The sequence below is a fragment of the Escherichia sp. E14S1 genome (genome assembly GCF_004211995.1).
Classification (GTDB): Bacteria; Pseudomonadota; Gammaproteobacteria; order Enterobacterales; family Enterobacteriaceae; genus Escherichia.
The window spans coordinates 222,151-239,702 of record NZ_RHJQ01000002.1 but is presented as its reverse complement, the minus strand read 5'-3'; the positions used below and the strand labels follow the sequence as shown (position 1 = coordinate 239,702).

General features: G+C 52.2%; 16 protein-coding genes. 3 read left to right on the top strand and 13 right to left on the bottom strand.

The annotated features are described in order from the left end of the window. Positions 1-33 precede the first annotated feature (33 nt). The gene (gene guaC, locus D9734_RS01800; protein WP_130204936.1) at positions 34-1,077 is read right to left on the bottom strand and encodes a GMP reductase; all 1,044 of its coding nucleotides are present in this window, start codon (positions 1,075-1,077) and stop codon (positions 34-36) included. 224 nt (positions 1,078-1,301) lie between these two features. Here guaC and coaE point away from each other — a divergent pair, with 224 nt between their 5' ends. From coaE to yacG, 3 genes are read left to right on the top strand one after another with little or no spacing between them, the layout of a single operon-like run. After that, the gene (gene coaE, locus D9734_RS01795) at positions 1,302-1,922 is read left to right on the top strand and encodes a dephospho-CoA kinase (protein ID WP_130204934.1); all 621 of its coding nucleotides are present in this window, start codon (positions 1,302-1,304) and stop codon (positions 1,920-1,922) included. Then, on the top strand, positions 1,922-2,665 hold the full coding sequence (zapD, locus tag D9734_RS01790) for a cell division protein ZapD (protein ID WP_130204932.1): 744 nt from the start codon (positions 1,922-1,924) through the stop codon (positions 2,663-2,665). Before coaE ends, zapD begins: the two co-directional genes overlap by 1 nt. 9 nt (positions 2,666-2,674) lie before the next feature. Further along, positions 2,675-2,872: a DNA gyrase inhibitor YacG gene (gene yacG, locus D9734_RS01785; RefSeq protein WP_000005046.1), complete on the top strand. Its 198-nt coding sequence runs from the start codon at positions 2,675-2,677 to the stop codon at positions 2,870-2,872. A 322-nt stretch (positions 2,873-3,194) separates the two neighbouring features. Here the strand turns inward: yacG and mutT are convergent, their stop codons facing one another. The 12 genes from mutT to murD all read right to left on the bottom strand — a co-directional run bounded on the left by mutT (position 3,195) and on the right by murD (position 17,550). Next, positions 3,195-3,593, bottom strand: a complete 399-nt coding sequence (mutT, locus tag D9734_RS01780; RefSeq protein ID WP_130204930.1) for an 8-oxo-dGTP diphosphatase MutT — start codon at positions 3,591-3,593, stop codon at positions 3,195-3,197. A 59-nt stretch (positions 3,594-3,652) separates the two neighbouring features. Next, positions 3,653-6,358 carry a preprotein translocase subunit SecA gene (gene secA, locus D9734_RS01775; protein ID WP_130204928.1) on the bottom strand — a complete coding sequence of 902 codons (2,706 nt, stop codon included), beginning with the start codon at positions 6,356-6,358 and terminating at the stop codon, positions 3,653-3,655. A 61-nt stretch (positions 6,359-6,419) separates the two neighbouring features. Further along, positions 6,420-6,932: a secA translation cis-regulator SecM gene (gene secM / locus D9734_RS01770; RefSeq protein WP_130204926.1), complete on the bottom strand. Its 513-nt coding sequence runs from the start codon at positions 6,930-6,932 to the stop codon at positions 6,420-6,422. A 230-nt stretch (positions 6,933-7,162) separates the two neighbouring features. Continuing rightward, entirely contained in the window at positions 7,163-8,080 is a 918-nt protein-coding gene (lpxC, locus tag D9734_RS01765) for a UDP-3-O-acyl-N-acetylglucosamine deacetylase (RefSeq protein ID WP_000595482.1), read from the bottom strand. Between the two features lie 100 nt (positions 8,081-8,180). Next, complete coding sequence (ftsZ, locus tag D9734_RS01760; RefSeq protein ID WP_064525175.1) at positions 8,181-9,332, bottom strand: cell division protein FtsZ; 1,152 nt, start codon at positions 9,330-9,332, stop codon at positions 8,181-8,183. Positions 9,333-9,392: 60 nt separating this feature from the next. Continuing rightward, positions 9,393-10,655, bottom strand: a complete 1,263-nt coding sequence (gene ftsA / locus D9734_RS01755; protein ID WP_000588474.1) for a cell division protein FtsA — start codon at positions 10,653-10,655, stop codon at positions 9,393-9,395. Continuing rightward, a complete protein-coding gene (gene ftsQ, locus D9734_RS01750) occupies positions 10,652-11,482 on the bottom strand; it encodes a cell division protein FtsQ (protein ID WP_000075731.1) in 831 nt (276 codons plus the stop codon). The genes ftsA and ftsQ overlap by 4 nt, the downstream gene beginning before the upstream one ends. Before the next feature lies 1 nt (position 11,483). After that, positions 11,484-12,404, bottom strand: coding sequence for a D-alanine--D-alanine ligase (gene ddlB / locus D9734_RS01745; RefSeq protein ID WP_130204924.1), 921 nt, complete (start codon positions 12,402-12,404; stop codon positions 11,484-11,486). After that, entirely contained in the window at positions 12,397-13,872 is a 1,476-nt protein-coding gene (gene murC / locus D9734_RS01740) for a UDP-N-acetylmuramate--L-alanine ligase (RefSeq protein WP_130204922.1), read from the bottom strand. Before murC ends, ddlB begins: the two co-directional genes overlap by 8 nt. Positions 13,873-13,925: 53 nt before the next feature. Further along, positions 13,926-14,993: an undecaprenyldiphospho-muramoylpentapeptide beta-N-acetylglucosaminyltransferase gene (murG, locus tag D9734_RS01735; protein ID WP_130204920.1), complete on the bottom strand. Its 1,068-nt coding sequence runs from the start codon at positions 14,991-14,993 to the stop codon at positions 13,926-13,928. Beyond that, positions 14,990-16,234, bottom strand: a complete 1,245-nt coding sequence (gene ftsW / locus D9734_RS01730; RefSeq protein WP_130204918.1) for a cell division protein FtsW — start codon at positions 16,232-16,234, stop codon at positions 14,990-14,992. The genes murG and ftsW overlap by 4 nt, the downstream gene beginning before the upstream one ends. Further along, positions 16,234-17,550, bottom strand: a complete 1,317-nt coding sequence (gene murD, locus D9734_RS01725) for a UDP-N-acetylmuramoyl-L-alanine--D-glutamate ligase (protein ID WP_130204916.1) — start codon at positions 17,548-17,550, stop codon at positions 16,234-16,236. The genes ftsW and murD overlap by 1 nt, the downstream gene beginning before the upstream one ends. Positions 17,551-17,552: the final 2 nt, after the last annotated feature.

Below are 17,552 nucleotides of genomic sequence, written 5' to 3'. Positions count from 1 at the left end.
GCTGGCGTGTTGCTCCACGCCAGCATTGGGAGATTACAGATTATTGAAGATGCGGTTTTCTTGTTCCAGTACGCGGATAAACGTGGTGCGTTTGGTCAGCTCTTTCAGGCGTGAAGCCCCAACGTAAGTGCAGGCTGAACGCAGACCGCCTAAAATATCACGCGCGGTATTTTCAACCGGGCCTCGCAGTGGCAGCTTAACGGTTTTACCTTCTGCAGCGCGATATTCCGCAACGCCGCCAACGTGACGTTTCATCGCAGACTCGGAGCTCATACCGTAGAACAGCATAAATTTCTCGCCGTTCTCTTCAACAATACGGCCGCCGCTCTCTTCGTGACCAGCCAGCATTCCGCCAAGCATTACGAAATCGGCACCGCCACCAAAAGCTTTAGCCACATCGCCCGGTGTGGTACAGCCGCCATCGCTGACGATCATCCCGCCCAGACCGTGCGCGGCATCGGCGCATTCGATCACCGCAGAAAGCTGCGGATAACCGACGCCCGTTTTCACGCGAGTTGTACAAACAGAGCCAGGACCAATGCCAACTTTAACGATATCGGCACCGGAGAGGATAAGCTCCTCACACATTTCGCCAGTTACCACATTGCCTGCACAAATAGTTTTGGTCGGCCACGCTTCACGCGCCTTCGCCACAAACTGCACGAAGTGCTCAGAATATCCATTCGCAACATCAATACAAACGAAGTTTAACGCCGGGTTCAGGTCGAGAATTTGTTTGGTTTTTTCGAAATCGGCATCCGACGTGCCGGTAGAAACCATCACATGTTTCAGCACATCAGCAGAAGAATTGTTGATAAACGCTTGCCACTCTTCAACAGAGTAATGTTTATGTACAGCGGTCAAAATATCGAAAGAAGCCAGTGCCGTAGCCATACTAAAAGTGCCTACGGTGTCCATATTTGCGGCGATAATCGGCACGCCGGACCAGCTTTGACCTGAATGTTTGAAGGTGAATTGACGTTCCAGTTCAACATCGGAACGGCTTTTAAGAGTAGAGCGTTTAGGGCGGATGAGAACGTCTTTAAAACCTAACTTCAGATCTTCTTCGATACGCATGTGCAGATTCCTGGGGTTAATGGCTGTAAGGGTAAGAGCGCAACTCCAGTGACGCTATCATACGCACTAATCGATATGGCGCAAGACTGCGAAATTGTCTTTTTTTACGCTACAATCCCATAAATTTACCTGGTAAATAGTGGGCGAACATTTCATCAATTTCGCTTTCGCGCGCTCTTTATTAACATTTTGATAATCATGATGAATTCCCAGGAATATATATTATGAGGTATACAGTTGCCTTAACAGGCGGCATTGGCAGTGGCAAGAGTACCGTTGCAAATGCATTTGCTGACCTCGGAATTAATGTCATTGATGCCGATATTATTGCACGTCAGGTGGTTGAACCGGGTACACCTGCACTGCGTGCCATTGCTGAACACTTTGGCGCGGATATGATTGCTGCTGATGGAACATTGCAACGTCGCGCCTTGCGCGAGCGGATCTTTGCCTATCCGGAAGAGAAAAACTGGCTTAATGCCCTGCTGCATCCTCTGATTCAGCAGGAGACGCAACGCCAGATCCAGCAAGCAACGTCACCTTATGTGTTATGGGTTGTGCCATTGCTGGTAGAAAACTCACTGTATAAAAAAGCGAATCGAGTGCTGGTGGTGGATGTCAGCCCAGAAACGCAGCTTAAGCGCACCATGCAGCGCGATGATGTTACTCGCGAGCATGTCGAACAAATTCTTGCTGCCCAGGCAACGCGCGAAGCCCGTCTTGCGGTGGCAGATGACGTCATTGATAATAACGGCACACCAGATGCTATTGCACCAGATGTTGCCCGCCTGCACGCACACTATTTGCAGCTCGCGTCGCAGTTTGTCTCACAGGAAAAAACTTAATGCAGACCCAGGTCCTTTTTGAACATCCACTAAATGAAAAAATGCGTACATGGCTGCGCATTGAGTTTTTAATTCAACAACTCACCGTAAATTTGCCTATTGCTGACTACGCTGGTGCTCTGCATTTCTTCCGTAATGTTAGTGAATTGCTGGATGTGTTCGAGCGTGGAGAAGTTCGTACCGAACTACTGAAAGAGCTGGAACGTCAACAGCGTAAACTCCAGACCTGGATTGGTGTGCCTGGCGTGGACCAGACCCGTATTGAAGCATTAATTCAGCAGTTGAAGGCCACAGGTAGCGTGCTGATTTCCGCGCCGCGTATCGGGCAATTTCTGCGTGAAGACAGGATGATTGCCCTGGTGCGCCAGCGTCTGAGCATTCCCGGCGGTTGTTGCAGCTTTGATTTACCTACGTTGCATATCTGGTTGCATTTACCCCAGTCGCAGCGCGACAGTCAGGTAGAAACCTGGATTGCCAGCCTGAGCCCGCTGGCGCAGGCACTTACAATGGTGTTGGATTTGATTCGTCAGTCGGCACCGTTCCGCAAACTGACCAGTCTGAACGGTTTTTATCAGGATAACGGCGAAGACGCCGATTTGTTACGCCTGAATCTGGCACTCGATTCACAGCTTTACCCGCAAATATCCGGTCATAAGAGCCGTTTTGCGATTCGCTTTATGCCGCTGGACAGTGAAAATGGACAAGTACCGGAACGTCTGGATTTCGAACTGGCTTGTTGCTAAGGAGTAAAAATGTCAGAAACTATTACGGTGAATTGCCCCACCTGCGGGAAAACGGTGGTATGGGGTGAAGTCAGCCCATTTCGGCCATTTTGTTCCAAACGCTGCCAGTTGATCGACCTCGGAGAATGGGCTGCTGAAGAAAAACGAATCCCCAGCAGTGGCGATCTTTCTGAGAGCGATGACTGGAGCGAAGAGCCAAAGCAGTGACATTTGTCCGATGCCGCACGTAGGCCTGATAAGACACAGTCAGCGTCGCATCAGGCATCTTGTGCAAATGTCGGATGCGGCGTAAACGCCTTATCCGACCTACAAAATCTAATTTATCAATGGGTTAATAAACCTCTTAGGCCTGATAAGACGCGCCAGCGCCGCATCAGGCATCGTGTGTAAATGTCGGATGCGGCTTAAACGCCTTATCCGACCTACAAAATCTAATTTATCAACGAGTTAATAAACTTCGTAGGCCTGATAAGACGCGCCAGCGTCGCATCAGGCATCGTGTGTAAATGTCGGATGCGGCGTAAACGCCTTATCCGACCTCCAGACACTTAAGCTTCGCAATTACCGGTTCATTGGCTGGCGGAAAATCTTCTGCATCGAGGCTGGCCAGCGCCATCCACTCACCAGGCTGTCCCTCTTTCCCCCACGGTTCTCCTTCCCAGCTTTCGACCAACCAGAACCACAGTGTGATATGCCTGTCAGAGAACTGATATTCCAGCTTTTCAAACAGCGAAAAACGTTGCGGGGTAACCCCGACTTCTTCCTGAAGCTCCCGTACCATCGCTTGTTCTGCCGTTTCTCCCGTTTCTATTTTACCGCCCGGAAACTCCAGCTTATTTGCCATGTGCGCATCTGCGGCGCGACGGGTTATAAAGATTTCGTTGTTTTCGTTGCGAATAATACCTACCGCGATTTGCAGTTTTTTCATTGTCTTAAGCCTATAAAAAAGGCGCAGAATCCTGCGCCTTTTATTTCAACACTTAGCTTTTATTGCAGGCGGCCATGGCACTGCTTGTATTTTTTACCAGAACCGCATGGGCAAGGATCGTTACGTCCAACTTTACGATCGCCGGTTTGCGCTGCCAGCGCAGCTGCGGCTGCAGAGTCGTCATCCTGATGGCTAAGCTGCTGCATTTGCGCTAAACGCTCAGCTTCCATACGACGCTGCTGCTCCAGCTCTTCAACTTCTTCCGGCATGCGTACTTGTACTTTGCTTAACGTGCTGATGACTTCATATTTCAACGATTCCAGCATCGCCGCAAACATGGAGAACGATTCACGTTTGTATTCCTGCTTCGGATCTTTCTGTGCATAGCCACGCAGGTGGATACCCTGACGCAGATAGTCCATCGCCGCCAGGTGCTCTTTCCACAGGGAGTCCAGCGTTTGCAGCATCACCCCTTTCTCGAAGTGACGCATCATCTCAGCGCCAACCACTTCTTCTTTACGGTGATACACTTCGATGGACTGCTCCAGGATACGCTCACGCAGCGTCTCTTCATGCAGTTCTGGCTCTTTGTCCAGCCACTCGGCAATCGGCAAATCAAGGTCGAAGTCGTTTTTCAGACGTTCTTGCAAACCTGGAATGTCCCACATTTCTTCCAGTGACTGTGGCGGAATGTAGGCATCGATGGTTGCTTTGAACACATCTTCACGAATGCTGTTGATGGTTTCGCTCACATCGCTGACATCCAGCAGTTCGTTACGCTGGGAGTATATGGCACGACGCTGATCGTTAGCTACGTCATCGTATTCCAGCAGCTGTTTACGAATGTCGAAGTTACGGCTTTCAACTTTACGCTGAGCATTGGCAATTGCTTTAGTTACCCACGGATGCTCAATGGCTTCACCGGGTTTCATACCCAGTTTACGCATCATGCCGGATACTCGGTCGGAAGCAAAAATACGCATCAGCGCATCTTCCATCGACAGGTAGAAACGGGAAGAACCGGCATCACCCTGACGACCAGAACGGCCACGCAGCTGGTTATCGATACGACGAGATTCGTGACGCTCAGTGCCGATGATATGCAGGCCACCTGCTTCCAGTACAGCGTCGTGACGCACCTGCCAGTCGGCTTTAATTTTTTCAATTTGCTCAGCGGTCGGGTTTTCCAGCGCGGCAACTTCTGCCTGCCAGCTACCACCAAGCACGATGTCAGTACCACGACCCGCCATGTTGGTCGCGATGGTCACTGCAGCCGGATAGCCCGCCTGAGCAACGATTGCCGCTTCGTTGGCGTGGAATTTAGCGTTCAGAACGTTGTGTTTGATACCGGCTTTGGTCAGCTCGTTTGATACCAGTTCCGATTTCTCGATTGAAATAGTACCCACCAGCACTGGCTGGCCTTTCGCAGTACGTTCTTTGATATCTTCAATGATCGCCTGAATTTTTTCCGCTTCGGTCATGTAGACCAGATCCGGCAGATCTTTACGAATCATCGGGCGGTTGGTCGGAACGACTACAGTATCCAGCTTGTAGATGGAACTGAATTCGAAGGCTTCGGTATCAGCCGTACCGGTCATCCCCGCCAGTTTTTCATACAGACGGAAGTAGTTCTGGAAGGTGATCGAAGCCAGTGTCTGGTTTTCGTTCTGAATCTGTACACCCTCTTTTGCTTCCACAGCCTGGTGCAGACCATCAGACCAGCGACGGCCCTGCATGGTACGACCGGTATGTTCGTCAACGATGATAACTTCACCATCTTTAACGATGTAATCGACGTCGCGGGTAAACAGCGCGTGAGCACGCAGCGCCGCCGTTACGTGGTGCATCAGCATAATATTGGCCGGAGAGTACAGCGACTCACCTTCATCCATAATACCTTCTTTCACCAGCAGCTCTTCAATAAGCACCAGACCACGTTCGGTCAGGTTCACCTGGCGAGATTTTTCATCCACCGAGAAGTGGCCTTCGCCCTGGAAGGTTTCGGAGTCTTCTTTTTCCTGACGGATCAGGTACGGAATGATTTTGTTTACACGCTTATACATTTCCGAACTGTCTTCCGCCGGGCCGGAAATGATCAGAGGTGTACGCGCTTCATCGATCAGGATGGAGTCCACTTCGTCCACCAGCGCATAGTGCAGTTTACGCTGTACACGTTCTTCAGGGCTGAACGCCATGTTGTCGCGCAGGTAGTCAAAGCCGTATTCGTTGTTCGTACCGTAAGTAATGTCAGCCGCGTAAGCTTCACGCTTTGCCGGTGCTGGCATGCCCGGCAGGTTGATGCCGACGGTCAAGCCGAGGAATTCAAACAGCGGACGGTTGTTTTCGGCGTCACGTTGCGCCAGGTAATCGTTGACGGTAACAACGTGCACGCCTTTACCGGTTAATGCGTTCAGGTAAGCAGGCAGCGTTGCGGTCAGGGTTTTACCTTCACCTGTACGCATTTCCGCGATGCAACGTTCATTAAGAACCATACCGCCGAGCAGCTGTACGTCGAAGTGGCGCATGCCAAAAACACGCTTACTGGCTTCACGCACGACAGCGAAGGCTTCCGGAATCAAGTTTTCCAGCACTTCGCCTTTTTCCAGACGCGCGCGGAACTCTGCCGTTTTTCCTTTCAGTTCTTCGTCGGAGAGTTTTTCAATCTCCGGTTCCATGGCATTGATAATGTTGACGACTTTGCGCATCCGGCGCAGGGTACGATCGTTACGACTACCGAAAACTTTAGTTAATAATTTGATTAGCATAATAAAATCTCAAACACCCCGCATTGCGGAGTAAATAAAATGAAGTAAAGGTTTCTCGTTGTTAGCTGAGGCGTTGAGGGCCAGCACGGATGCCCTGCGCCTGGCTTATCCAGACGGGCGTGCTGAAGTTTGCTTGAGGAGTAAAATGCGCATAATCAATGCGATAACCATTTTCAGACCGCGTGCCTTCCTGGGTCAGCAGCGCGCTGAGCGTATCCAGTAAAGCAAGATGTTGCGCCTGAAGCGGTAAAGATTCCTCGGCAACGGGCAGCGTTTGCGGCGCCATTGCAAAGGAGAGATGGCGGATTACCGTGCGAATAGCATGTTGATGCCAGTAATCAACGGAATAGTTCGAGTTCGGGCGGCGTGTGTTTGCTTCCAGCAAGGCCAACTGACTAAAGTTAACTTTGGCGGAAGGCTCGTGATTGCGCGTTGTCGCTTTTGCGGGCGCGTTTGGCTCGGCGGCGTTGCTGAGCGCAGGCAAACCTAAACTCGCCGCGACCATCCCTAATAAGAGATGCGGCCAGAAGTAGCGTCTACCTAACTGTCGCCAGCGCGTCAGTATTCCACTCACGTTATTGCCATCCCGATCGTATTCAACGTTTTTAGCGCACAAATCTTATCATTAAAGCCAGAAGTCCACAGCAGTATTCAAGATAAGTAACACGTAAAAGTGCTTAAGAAAACAGCGTTCGCACCGATTTCTTACGACGCTGTAAAAAATCAAAAAAAAACGACTGGGTCACCTGGCCGGAGAGAGTGCCAGATTTGCCAGTCGAATTTTATACGACAGTATAGATGTCGTTATGCCAGTACGGCTGAAGGCGCTTTGAAGGCCAACGGCAGTTCTGCGTCGTCCTGGAAGGTCACATATTCCCAGGCTTCCTGTTTCGCCAAGACAGCCTGCAACAGTTTGTTATTCAGTGCATGACCGGATTTATAAGCGGTAAATGCGCCGATAATGTTGTGACCACACATGAACAAATCACCGATCGCGTCGAGCATTTTGTGACGCACAAACTCGTCTTCAAAACGCAGGCCGTCTTCGTTCAGTACGCGATAATCGTCAACAACGATGGCACAATCGAAGCTGCCGCCCAGGCACAGGCCACGGGACTGCAGATATTCGATATCACGCATGAAACCAAACGTACGCGCACGGCTGATCTGGCGCATAAACGCATCAGCAGAGAAGTTCATCGCATAGCGTTGATTGCTGGAATCGATTGCCGGATGGTTGAAATCGATGGTGAAGTCCAGCGAAAAACCATTGTACGGCTTAAATTCAGCCCACTTATCGCCATCTTCGACGCGAACAGTCTCTTTGATACGAACAAATTTCTTGGCGCAGTTCAGCTCGTCGATACCAGCATCAAGCAGCAGGTAAACAAACGGAGCGGCACTGCCGTCCATGATTGGGATTTCCGGCGCGTTAACTTCGATAACAATGTTATCGATGCCTAAGCCCGCGAGCGCTGCGTTCAGGTGCTCAACAGTTGAAATCCGTACATCATGCTCGTTGACCAGACACGTACAGAGCATGGTATCACGCACAGATTTGGCATCGGCCGGGAAATCTACCGGTGGATTCAAGTCGGTGCGACGATAGATGACCCCGGTGTTGGCCGGCGCAGGGCGTAAGGTCAGGGTGACTTTCTTGCCGGTATGTAAACCGACACCCGTCGCCTGAACGATACGTTTAAGTGTCCTTTGTTTGATCATCGTATTATCTCGCCAAATTATCTATCCAACCGAAGTGTACTATACATTCGGCAGGCCAGTTTAGCACAAAGAGCCTCGCAACCCAAATTCCAGCTAATTCTTAGTCAGCTTGCTTACGCAGGAATGCCGGGATATCCAGATAATCCGGCTCTTTCACGGTTTGTGGCGTATTGTCGTTCACCACTTTGGCCACGGGCTTCTGCTCTTGCGTCAGCGGCGCCATACCATGCTGCTGGTAGCGATCCATCACTGGCTGTTGAACTTGCTTATTGGTCACGAGAGTGATTTCAGGACGTTTGTCCATACCGATACCTGTAGCAACCACGGTTACGCGCAGTTCATCGTTCATATCCGGGTCAAGAGAAGTACCGATAACCACAGTCGCGTTGTCCGAAGCAAATGCACGGATGGTGTTACCTACGGTTTCGAACTCATCCAGACGCAGGTCGAAGCCCGCAGTGATGTTAACCAGCACGCCGCGCGCGCCAGACAGGTCGATATCTTCCAGCAGCGGAGAAGAAATTGCCATTTCGGCCGCTTCTTCCGCACGGTCTTCACCGCTCGCCACGCCAGAACCCATCATTGCGTAGCCCATTTCAGACATCACAGTACGTACGTCTGCAAAGTCCACGTTCATCAGACCCGGACGAGTAATCAGCTCGGCGATACCCTGAACAGCGCCTTTCAGCACATCGTTAGCTGCGCCAAACGCATCCAGCAGGGAGATACCGCGGCCCAGAACTTTCAGCAGTTTGTCGTTCGGGATTGTGATCAGTGAGTCCACATGTTTGGATAATTCAGTGATCCCCTGCTCCGCAAATGCCATACGCTTCTTGCCTTCAAAGTTGAAAGGCTTGGTCACGACAGCAACGGTCAGAATACCTAAATCTTTAGCCACTTCAGCAACAACCGGCGCAGCACCTGTACCGGTACCACCGCCCATGCCCGCTGCAATAAAGACCATGTCTGCACCTTCCAGCGCCGCACGCAGTGCATCACGATCCTCATCAGCCGCATTACGGCCAACTTCTGGATTAGCGCCAGCTCCCAGTCCTTTGGTGATACCACTACCGATCTGAATCGTCTGCCCAACCGCTGTTTTACGCAGCGCCTGTGCATCGGTATTTACCGCGAAAAATTCAACACCTTCAATGCGCTCACGCACCATGTGTTCAACAGCATTACCGCCGCCGCCGCCGACGCCGATGACTTTAATCACCGCGTCGTTGGTAAGTTCCATTGGTTCAAACATAGTTTCTCTCCGATATGTGCCTGTCGCCTGAGGCCGTAATCACCGCCGGCCTCATAAAAATTAAAATTCTTTTCGCAGCCAACTATTGAGTCGCTTGATCCACGAGCCAACAGATGCTGTAACACGTTTTTCAACTTCCGCTTCACCGTTAAGATGTGACTCTTTCCCGTAATGAAGCAATCCCACTGCCGTTGAATAATACGGCTCCTGAGCGTAATCCGTTAAACCGGTGATATTCAGCGGCGCGCCGATACGCACCTGCGTATGAAACACGCGTTGAGCGCAGGCGGCAAGACCTTCGATCTGCGCCGCGCCACCGGTTAATACAATACCCGCAGCCAGGTGATGCTTTACGCCTTGTTGGCGAAGCTTTTCCTGCAGCTGCAATATCTCTTCGTTGACCAGGTTGAGCAGCTCGGTATAGCGCGGCTCAATCACCTCCGCCAGCGTCTGACGTTGCAGACTACGCGGCGGACGACCACCTACACTCGGCACTTCCACGCTCTCGTCTTTACCGACGATGGAACCCAGCGCGCAGCCATGACGAACTTTAATCGCTTCGGCGTCGCTTGGCGGTGTGCCAAAGGCATAAGCGATATCACTGGTCACGACATTGCCAGCATAAGGAATTACCTTGGTGTGACGCAATGCCCCGCCAGTATAAACGGCGATATCCATTGTACCACCACCGATATCGACGACGCAGACGCCCAGTTCTCGTTCGTCTTCCGTCAATACCGAATAACTTGATGCCAGTCCGGCAAATATCAGTTGGTCAACTTTCAGGCCACAACGTTCAACGGCTTTCACAATGTTTTTTGCCATATCGTTGTGACATGTGATCAGGTGCACTTTTGCCTGCATACGCACGCCAGAAAGTCCTACCGGATTTTTGATCCCTTCCTGATAGTCAATCGCATACTCTTGCGGGATCACATGCAGCACACGATGTTCATCACGCACGCGCACCGATTTCGCGGTATGGACGACATTTTCTACATCTTCTTGTGTCACTTCTTCTTCAGAAATAGGCACCATACCAATTTCATTCTGGCAGCTGATGTGCTTACCAGAAAGCGCCAGATATACCGAAGAGATCTGACAATCTGCCATCAATTCTGCCTGGTCAATGGCGCGCTGTACGCACTTGACCACGGATTCGAGGTCGTTCACCCCGCCTTTATCCATACCACGTGACGGGCAGCTGCCCACACCAATGATATTGACCATACCGTCGGGCAGAACTTCCCCTACTAAAGCGGCAACCTTCGCGGTACCAATCTCCAGTCCTACTACCAGTTTTCTGTCCGTCGCCTTGATCATTGTTGTTCTGCCTGTGCCTGATTTTGTTGCTGAGTAGATTCCTCTGGCGGCAAGGGCGCCCAGCCGACTGCCGCACCAGAGTCATAACGCAAATCAACGTAGCTAATCCGTTTGCCATCGGTTTGCGCCTGCTGCTGTAAAACCGGATAAAGTTCTACAAAGCGAGCCAAACGTTTCATCGTATCGCCCCGGCCAAGATTGAGCTTAATATCGTTATTCAGCGTCAACTGCCAGGAGCGCCGCGCGGTCATCGCCGCTTCCTTCAGAGTAAATCTGTCCTTTGCCAGCATCTGCCCCATTTCGCGATAGCCCTGCAACACTTCATTTGCGCTGCCTTCCGGACCATACAACATTGGGAGCACCTGCTTGCTGGTGCGATCTGGCGGAACGCTGAAGGTGTTTCCTTCAGCGTCAACCATATGCTGATCATTCCAACGCGCAATCGGCACATATTCAACCAGATGAATCTTCAATTCATCAGGCCACTGCTTTCTGACGCTCACCTGCTTAATCCACGGCAGGCGTTGTTCAATTTGCGTCTGGATGATATTTACATCCTGGGTCATAAAGGTACCTGGCTCACCCAATGCCAGGATCGACTGCCGGATATCGTCATTACGCGTGTAATGGCGTTCACCGGTCAACACCAGCTTTGAGAGCGGCAGGCGTTGCGCATCTTCCATCCAGCCCAACACGACCCAGCCGCTCACCAACACTGTCGTTAAAACGGTCAGCAGGAAAAGGATCCCCGCCAGACGCGTTCCATTATTGCGGTGAGAAGAAATCTCTTCTTCACTGTTTCGCGTGTTCAGAGCAGCCTGCGACATATTAGTCCGCCAGTTCCAGAATTCGTACTACCAACTGCGAGAAGCTCATACCCGCCTGACGTGCCGCCATCGGCACCAGACTGTGACTGGTCATACCCGGTGAGGTATTAGCTTCCAGCAGATAAAACTGTCCATCGCTGTCCAGCATGACGTCTATACGTCCCCATCCTTTGCATCCTAAAGTCGTCCATGCTTTCAGCACTAATGCCTGCAAATTTGCCTCTTGAGCCACTTCTAAACCTGCCGGGCAGAAATACTGTGTCTCATCAGAGAGATACTTCGCCTCATAATCATAGAAGGTTCCAGCGGGTTGAATACGTATTGACGGTAAAATTTCTTCACCGAGTATCGCAACCGTGAACTCCGGCCCACTTAGCCATTTTTCAATCAATACTTCTTCATCGTGCTGAAATGCCAATCTTAATGCATCTTGCAGAGCATTTTCTGCTACTACTTTTGACATTCCCACACTGGAACCTTCGCGGCTCGGCTTGACGATAAGCGGCAAACCTAAGGCAGAAATTTCTGCTAACTGCTTATCACTAATGCCTTTTTCAAACTCTGCGCGGGTTAATGCTACCCACGGCGCTACCGGTAAACCAGCCCCCTGCCAAAGCAGTTTGCTGCGTAGTTTATCCATTGAAAGCGCAGATGCCATCACTCCACTGCCGGTATAAGGCAAGCCCATCAGCTCGAGCATACCCTGCAGCGTGCCATCTTCACCACCGCGACCGTGCAGAGCGATAAACACTTTCTGAAAGCCCATCGACTTCAGTTGCGTTACGTCGATTTCTTTCGGGTCGACAGGATACGCGTCAATACCGCCTTCACGCAGCCCAGCTAACACTGCCGCGCCAGAATTCAGAGAAACTTCCCGCTCTGCGGAGGTCCCGCCCAACAGGACCGCGATTTTATCAGTCATGTCGCTCTTCCTCTGTAGTTTGCGGCTTCAGTTTGATTTCAGCTAAAGATCGGGCAATTTTTCCGATATTTCCTGCCCCCTGAACGAGGATCAGGTCGTTACCAGTTAATACTGGTGCTAACATCTCGGCCACCTGCGCCGGGTCCGGCACCAGAATCGGATCAATTTTCCCACGGCCACGGATTGTACGACACAACGAACGACTGTCCGCTCCCGGAATAGGCGCTTCGCCTGCCGGATACACTTCCAGCATCAGCAGGGTATCCACCTGAGTCAGCACATTGGCAAAATCATCATACAGGTCGCGCGTACGGGTGAAACGGTGCGGCTGAAACAGCATCACCAGGTTTTTATCCGGCCAACCTGCTCGCGCCGCTTTAATAGTGGCGTCCACCTCGGTCGGGTGGTGACCATAGTCATCAACCAGCATTGCCGTACCGCTTTTACCATTCACAGGTTCCAATGGAAATTCACCAAGGAAATCAAAGCGGCGTCCGGTCCCCTGGAAACTCTCCAGCGCACGCAAAATAGCCTCGTCTTCAATCCCCTCTTCCGTGGCGACCGCAACGGCAGCGGCAGCATTCAGGGCATTGTGACGACCTGGCGCATTCAGTGTAACGCGCATTGGCTCTTTGTCCTGACGCAGCAGCGTAAAGTGCCCCTGCGGGCCAATCTGCTGATAATCTTCCACACGCACGTCAGCATCTTCGCTGAAGCCATAAGTGGTGGTTTGACGGCCTACACGCGGTAACAATTCGCGAATTACCGGATCGTCAACACACATCACCGCACGACCGTAAAACGGCAGGTTGTGCAGAAAATTAATAAAAGTCTGTTTTAAATTCTCAAAGTCGCCCTGGTAGGTATCCATATGGTCGGCTTCGATATTAGTGACAATCGCTACCATCGGTTGCAGATGCAGGAACGACGCATCGCTTTCATCAGCTTCAGCAATCAGGTAACGACCGTGGCCTAAACGTGCATGAACACCCGCCGCTTTTACCAGCCCACCGTTCACGAAGGTCGGGTCGAGGCCCGCTTCTGCGTAGATGCTGGAAACCATCGCGGTGGTTGTGGTTTTGCCATGCGTCCCGGCAATGGCGATGCCATGACGAAAACGCATTAACTCAGCCAGCATTTCAGCACGACGAATAACCGGAATACGTGCCTCATGAGCGGCAACAATTTCCGGGTTATCGGCGGAAATCGCGCTGGAAACTACGACCACACTGGCATCACGCACGTTTTCCGGGCGATGGTTGAAGTAAATCGTCGCTCCCAGGTTCGTTAGCTGTTGCGTGACTGGGTTTGGCGCTAAATCGGAACCACTGATCTGATACCCTTCATTGGCCAGAACTTCGGCAATACCGCCCATACCGGCACCACCGATGCCGACAAAGTGTATGTGCCGAACGCGACGCATTTCAGGCACGATGGAACGCAGTTTTGCCAATTGTTGTGTATTCATTCTTTACGCCATTAACTTCTCAAATTCATACGATGCAAAAGGCATCGCTACGATTACGCCCGGGCAGCCCGGCTCACTTCATTTGCCACTCGCTCGGTGGCATCCGGAATGGATGCAGCTCGGGCGCGTTCTGCCATGGTTAATAAGGTTTCTCGCGACCACCCGGCCAGGGTGTTGGCGACGGCATCCACAGTAAGCTGCGGCTGCTCGATAATTTTGGCTGCGCCCGCTTTTTCCAGCGGCAGCGCATTCCAGTACTGTTGGCGGTCTTTATGTTGAAACGGCACAAACAACGCAGGTAGCCCTGCCGCAGCGATTTCACTCACCGTCAACGCGCCAGAACGGCAAACGACGACATCCGCCCACGCATAGGCCGCCGCCATATCATCAATAAATTCCGTCACTTTATGCTGCGGTTGCCCCGCTTCGGCATAAGCCTGTTCAACGGTTTGTTGCGAACCTTTGCCGCTCTGATGCCAGATAGTGACTGAATCACCCAGCTTTGCTGCAACCTGCGGCATTGTCTGGTTAAGGATGCGCGCTCCCTGGGAACCACCCACAACCAGAACACGAACCGGACCTTCACGACCAGCCATACGCTGCTGTGGCAACGGCAGCGCCAGCACATCAGTACGCACCGGGTTACCAACAACTTCGGCATCAGGGAAAGCCCCCGGAAACGCCTGCATCACTTTGGTAGCAATTTTCGCCAGCCATTTATTGGTCAAGCCAGCAATGCCGTTTTGTTCGTGAAGTACGACCGGAATGCCTAACGACCATGCTGCCAGACCACCAGGCCCGGAAACATAGCCGCCCATACCGAGCACCACATCGGGCTTGTAAGCTTTCATAATCGCCCGCGCCTGACGCCAGGCGTTAAAGATCCGCAGCGGGGCCGCGAGCAACGCTTTAATACCCTTGCCGCGCAGACCAGAAATACGAATAAAGTCGATCTCGATACCGTGCTTCGGCACTAAGTCCGCTTCCATACGATCGGCAGTACCCAGCCAGCGAACTTGCCACCCCTGGGCCATTAAATGGTGCGCAACAGCCAGTCCCGGGAACACGTGCCCGCCAGTACCGCCTGCCATCACCATTAATCGCTTCCCTTTACCACTCATCGAGAACCTCGTACAAACGCCTGCGCTTTCTCCAGACGTGTTTCATAATCAATACGTAACAGCATCATGATGGCTGTCGACATAATCAGTAAGCTCGAACCACCGTAACTGATCAGCGGCAATGTCAGACCTTTAGTTGGCAACATCCCCGCTGCCGCGCCTACGTTAACCAGCGCCTGGAAGCTAAACCAGATACCAATTGAACAGGCGAGAAAACCGGAAAAACGGTGGTCAATTTCTAACGCTTTACGGCCAATCGACATCGCGCGAAAAGCGACGAAGAATACCATTAAAAGCGCCAGCACCACACCGATATACCCCAGTTCTTCGCCGATAATGGCGAAAATGAAGTCAGTGTGAGCTTCTGGCAGATACTCCAGTTTTTGTACCGAATTGCCTAAACCTTGCCCCCACAATTCGCCACGACCAAACGCCATCAGGGATTGCGTTAACTGATAGCCGCTACCGAAGGGATCTTCCCACGGGTTCCAGAACGCAGTAACACGGCGGATACGGTACGGTTCGGCGAGGATCAGCAGCACGACCGCTGAAATCCCCATGCCGATAATGGCAATGAACTGCCACAATTTTGCCCCCGCCAGGAACAGCATCGCCAGTGTGGTGACGAACAATACGACTACTGTACCAAGGTCTGGCTGTGCCAGCAGTAACACTGCCAGCACCAGAATTACGCCCATCGGTTTCAGGAAGCCGCGCAGGTTGTTACGTACTTCGTCGCCTTTGCGCACCAGATAGTTGGCGATGTAACAAAACAGCGACAGCTTGGTCAACTCCGCAGGCTGAATACGCAGCAGGCCGAGATCGATCCAACGTGATGCCCCTTTAACTGAGCTACCTACCACCAGCACGATCATCAGCAGGATGATTGATCCAAGCAGCATCGTGGCGCTGTAACGTTGCCAGAACTCCATCGGCAGACGCAGCGTAATGATCGCCAGAATGAATGCCAGGATCAGATAGACGCCATCACGCTTCGCGAAGAAAAACGGATCGTTGGTTAAGCGCTGCCCAATGGGCATTGACGCCGAAGTCACCATGATAAAGCCGATCGCCGCGAGGCCGAAGGTCAGCCACAGCAAGGTGCGATCGTACATGATCAGGCTGTCGGTATCTTTTTCCCGCGAGCCCATCACCCAGCCTTTAAGCGCCGTGGAGATCCAGACCAGGATACTGAGTCCTGGCAGGCGCGGCATTTTCAGGCGAGGGAGAGATAAACGCATCAACCTAACTCCTTCGCCAGACGGGCGAACTCATTGCCCCGTTGTTCAAAGTTCTTGAACTGATCGAGGCTGGCACAGGCTGGTGACAACAGCACCATATCCCCTGGCTGCACGCGTGGCGCCAGCAAGAGCATCGCCTGCTCCATGGTTTCGGTTTGCTCTGCCACTTCCGGGCGCAGCGCCGCTAACTGGGCGCCATCACGACCAAAACAGTACAAACGCACGTTGTCGCCATTCAGATAGCGCGCCAGTGGACTGAAATCCGCCGATTTGCCATCACCGCCCAGCAATAAATGCAGCGTACCGTCTACCTGCAAGCCGTTCAGCGCCGCCTCTGTACTCCCGACGTTGGTGGCTTTCGAATCGTTAATCCAGCGCACGCCGTTATGCTCCAGCACCACTTCAAAACGATGCGGCAGACCAGTGAACGTGGTTAACGCTTTCAGGCTGCTGGCGCGCGGTAACCCTGCGGCATCAGCCAGCGCCAGCGCTGCCAGCGCATTGGTATAGTTGTGTTGCCCGGAAAGTTTCATCTCTTTCACGTTCAACACTTTCTCGCCTTTCACCCGCAGCCAGGTTTCGCCCTGCTGATGATTCAGGTGATAGTCACCCATGTTGACGCCAAAGCTGACGCAGCGTTCATCCGCACCGCGAATCGGCATCGTTAAGGCATCATCGGCATTGACGACACAAACTTTCGCATTTTCGTAAATACGCAGCTTTGCCGCACGATATTGCTGCAATCCAAACGGATAGCGATCCATATGATCTTCAGTCACGTTCAGAATGGTCGCTGCCACCGCCTGTAAGCTGGAGGTGGTTTCCAGCTGGAAGCTCGACAGTTCCAGCACGTACAGTTCGCACTCGGCATCCAGCAGCATCAACGCAGGCAGGCCAATGTTGCCCCCCACGCCGACGTTAACACCTGCTGCTTTCGCCATTTCGCCCACTAAAGTGGTGACAGTGCTTTTGCCGTTAGAACCGGTGATCGCCACAATCGGTGCCTGCGCTTCGCGGCAGAACAGTTCGATATCGCCAACAATTTCAATTCCGGCATCGGCAGCGGCGCTTAAAGATGGATGCGCCAGCGCAATACCAGGGCTGGCGACGATCAGATCGGCTGCCATCAGCCACGCGTCATTAAGACCGCCAGTGTGACGTTCCACCGCTTCGGGTAATTTATCCAGGCCAGGCGGTGTCATACGTGTATCCATAACGCGCGGCGTCACGCCGCGAGCAAGGAAAAAGTCCACGCAGGAAAGCCCGGTGAGGCCCAGGCCGATAATAACGACATTTTTACCCTGGTAATCAGCCATGA